The organism is Gemmobacter sp., assembly GCF_016792925.1.
In the GTDB taxonomy this organism is placed as follows: Bacteria; Pseudomonadota; Alphaproteobacteria; order Rhodobacterales; family Rhodobacteraceae; genus Gemmobacter.
On the sequence record NZ_JAEULU010000043.1, the window covers coordinates 1 to 2,663 of the forward strand.

A 2,663-nucleotide genomic window follows, 5' to 3' on the forward strand; every position below is an offset into this window, starting at 1 on the left:
CCCCCGCGCCATGGTTTCCCACGGGGGCAACGGCCCCGCCCCCCCCAAGGCCCTGGGGGCGGGGCCCCTTTCCCTAAAATGTGTTTCCGGGGGGGGGGGCGGGGCCAGCGGTCACGGCGGTTTCGGGTGCCGTCATGTCAATCGCGACGATGCTTTGCAGCGGCACCGCAACGACGGGCCAAAGCGGCCAAGCCGTTTCAGTCTCCGGGGATGGTGCCACATCTGCATTCAGCAGCGATTCGAAAGGATCGGCCTCCCCCTCCTCTGGCACAGCCGGTGCGCCCGCCGTCGACGCCACGACGCTCCCCGCCTGAAGGGGCTGGCCCAGCCATCCAATATCCATTTTGACCTCCGACTCCTGCCGTATCGGGGTCAACTATTTCCGCAACTGGTTACCGTATGTTTACCGCCGCAGCGCCATGATCCGGAAAATTGCACGAAACCGGAGCCAAAGATGAGTATCAAGCCGATTCCCTCTGCGCCCAGCCCCGCCATTCCGCCCAAACGACAGGAAGCGATGATGGCGCGTGCAAAGGAGCTGGAGGGCCTGTTTCTGTCGGAAATGCTGGGGAAAGCGGGGCTGGATGCCATGCGCGGTGACTTTGGCGGCGGCATCGGCGAAGAGCAATTTGCCTCTTTCCTGCGGAACGAACAGGCGCGGGCCATCGTCGAAAGCGGGGGAATCGGGCTGAGCGAACAGCTTTTCCGGGCTATGGCAAAGGCCGAGCGTCATGGGGAATGAGAGGGCGCACGATCCCGTAGACGAAATCGAGACGCTGCTCGACCAGATCGGCGAGGCGTTGAAGCAGGGCCAGCTGGCAGCGCTTTCCGGCTTTGAGGACCGGCTGGCGCTGCTGGAACCGGCGCTGGCCGAGGCAGATCAGGATCGGCTGATCGGAATTCTGGCCAAGGCCGAACGTAATCAACGCCTGCTGCGCGCCGCCGGGCGGGGCGTGCGCAGCGCGCAGCGGCGTCTGACCGAGATCGCGCGCTCGCTCCAGGGTCTTTCAACCTATGATCGCAAAGGGCGCCTGCAAGCGCGAGGCGACGGCATGAGCCTTTTGAGCAAACGTTTCTGATCTTCATCAAATGCAGGGCAATTCGGCAGGCGGAAGGTTTCTGGTCTTAGCGATCTGTTAGAACTTCCACCCCATCAATCAGGGGGCAACCCACGACGGGCTGGCGCGGTGCCGCAGAAAGGCAACCGCAGGGCGAGAAAGCCGAACTGGCCGAAAGGCTGACAAGCCGCACGCAAAGCGTCGGCAGCTAAAAGGAACAGGACATGTCGTCCATTCTGACCAATACCGGTGCGATGGTTGCCCTTCAGACGATGAAAGGCATCAACGCCAATCTCGGCAAAGTCCAGTCGGAGATTTCGACCGGCAAATCCGTCGCCAGCGCCAAGGACAATGCGGCTGTCTGGGCGATTTCCAAAGTGATGGAATCGGATGTCAAAAGCTTCGACGGCATCTCGGATGCGCTGTCTCTGGGCAACTCCACGGTGACCGTCGCCCGTCAGGCTGCTGAAACCGTGACCGACCTGCTGACGCAGATCAAGGGCAAGATCGTGTCGGCCCAGGGGGCCAACGTGGACCGTGGCAAAATCCAGTCCGACATCGACGCCCTGACCGGGCAAATCGGTTCGGTGGTGGGTGCGGCACAGTTCAACGGCCTGAACCTCGTGGATGGCAGCACCGCCTCGATGGATGTGCTGGCATCGCTCGATCGCTCGGGGGCGACCACGACCGCCTCGTCGATCACGGTGCAGGGCCAGGACCTTGGCTTTGGTGCCTATGTGGCCAATGACGTTGTCACCACCTCGGGTACTGCCTCGACCAATGGCGACACCTTCGTTCTGTCGCTCGACGCTGCTGGCGGCACCGGCGATTTTACCATTGCCGATGGCACCAACGCCTGGCTGGCCGGTGACAAGATCTCGCTGCAGATCGGGGACAAATCGGTCAGCTATACTGTCAGCGCGGATGATGTTGACGCGGCGAATGCCTCGATGGCCAACACCGTGCCCGACATGATCGCGGTTGGCCTCAAAAACGCCATCGACGCCCTGGGCGTTGACGGTCTCGTGGTCAACTATGACAGCGCGAACCCGGGTCAGCTGTCCTTCGTGAATGATGGGACGACCGACCTGACCACCAGCGGTCAATACACCAACGCCGGGGCCGGTGGTCTCGGGGCTTTGTCGCAGATCGACGTGGTGACCAATACCACCGACTCCCTGAACCGCATCGAAACCATGCTGCAAACCGCGGTTGACGCTTCGGCGGCACTGGGTTCGTCGCAAATGCGGATCGAAGCTCAGGCCGACTTCGTGGGCAAGCTGGCCGATGCCTTGACCACCGGTATCGGCTCGATGGTGGATGCCGATATGGAAGAAACCTCTGCGCGGCTGCAGGCCCTGCAGACCCAACAGCAGCTGGGCATCCAAGCCCTGTCGATCGCCAACCAGGCGCCGCAGAGCATCCTGTCGCTGTTCCGCTGACGGATCAATCACATGGCGCGCCGACTTGGCGCGCCATGACAAATCCCTCCACACCCCATATCCGGAAGGATGATCCGTGAACGCACAGCTTTTCGCGCGGACCGCTTATGGCCGCCCCGAAACTCCGATCCGCTCGCCGCGGCAGATCGAATATGATCTTTTC

The 2,663-nt window shown here is 62.2% G+C and carries 3 protein-coding genes; all 3 read left to right on the forward strand.

Going from position 1 to position 2,663, the window contains the following annotated elements; genetic code table 11:
* Positions 1-517 precede the first annotated feature (517 nt).
* A complete protein-coding gene (locus JNN06_RS02235; protein WP_291237972.1) occupies positions 518-742 on the forward strand; it encodes a rod-binding protein in 225 nt (74 codons plus the stop codon).
* Complete coding sequence (locus JNN06_RS02240) at positions 732-1,079, forward strand: hypothetical protein (RefSeq protein ID WP_291237970.1); 348 nt, start codon at positions 732-734, stop codon at positions 1,077-1,079. Before JNN06_RS02235 ends, JNN06_RS02240 begins: the two co-directional genes overlap by 11 nt.
* Positions 1,080-1,282: 203 nt before the next feature.
* On the forward strand, positions 1,283-2,500 hold the full coding sequence (locus tag JNN06_RS02245; protein ID WP_291237971.1) for a flagellin: 1,218 nt from the start codon (positions 1,283-1,285) through the stop codon (positions 2,498-2,500).
* Positions 2,501-2,663: the final 163 nt, after the last annotated feature.

What these genes read in the sequence shown, in the direction of transcription:
- JNN06_RS02235 (WP_291237972.1), top strand. Translation starts at nt 518, where the DNA reads ATGATGGCGCGTGCAAAGGAGCTGGAGGGCCTGTTTCTGTCGGAAATG.
- JNN06_RS02240 (WP_291237970.1), top strand. Translation starts at nt 732, where the DNA reads ATGGGGAATGAGAGGGCGCACGATCCCGTAGACGAAATCGAGACGCTG.
- JNN06_RS02245 (WP_291237971.1), top strand. Translation starts at nt 1,283, where the DNA reads ATGTCGTCCATTCTGACCAATACCGGTGCGATGGTTGCCCTTCAGACG.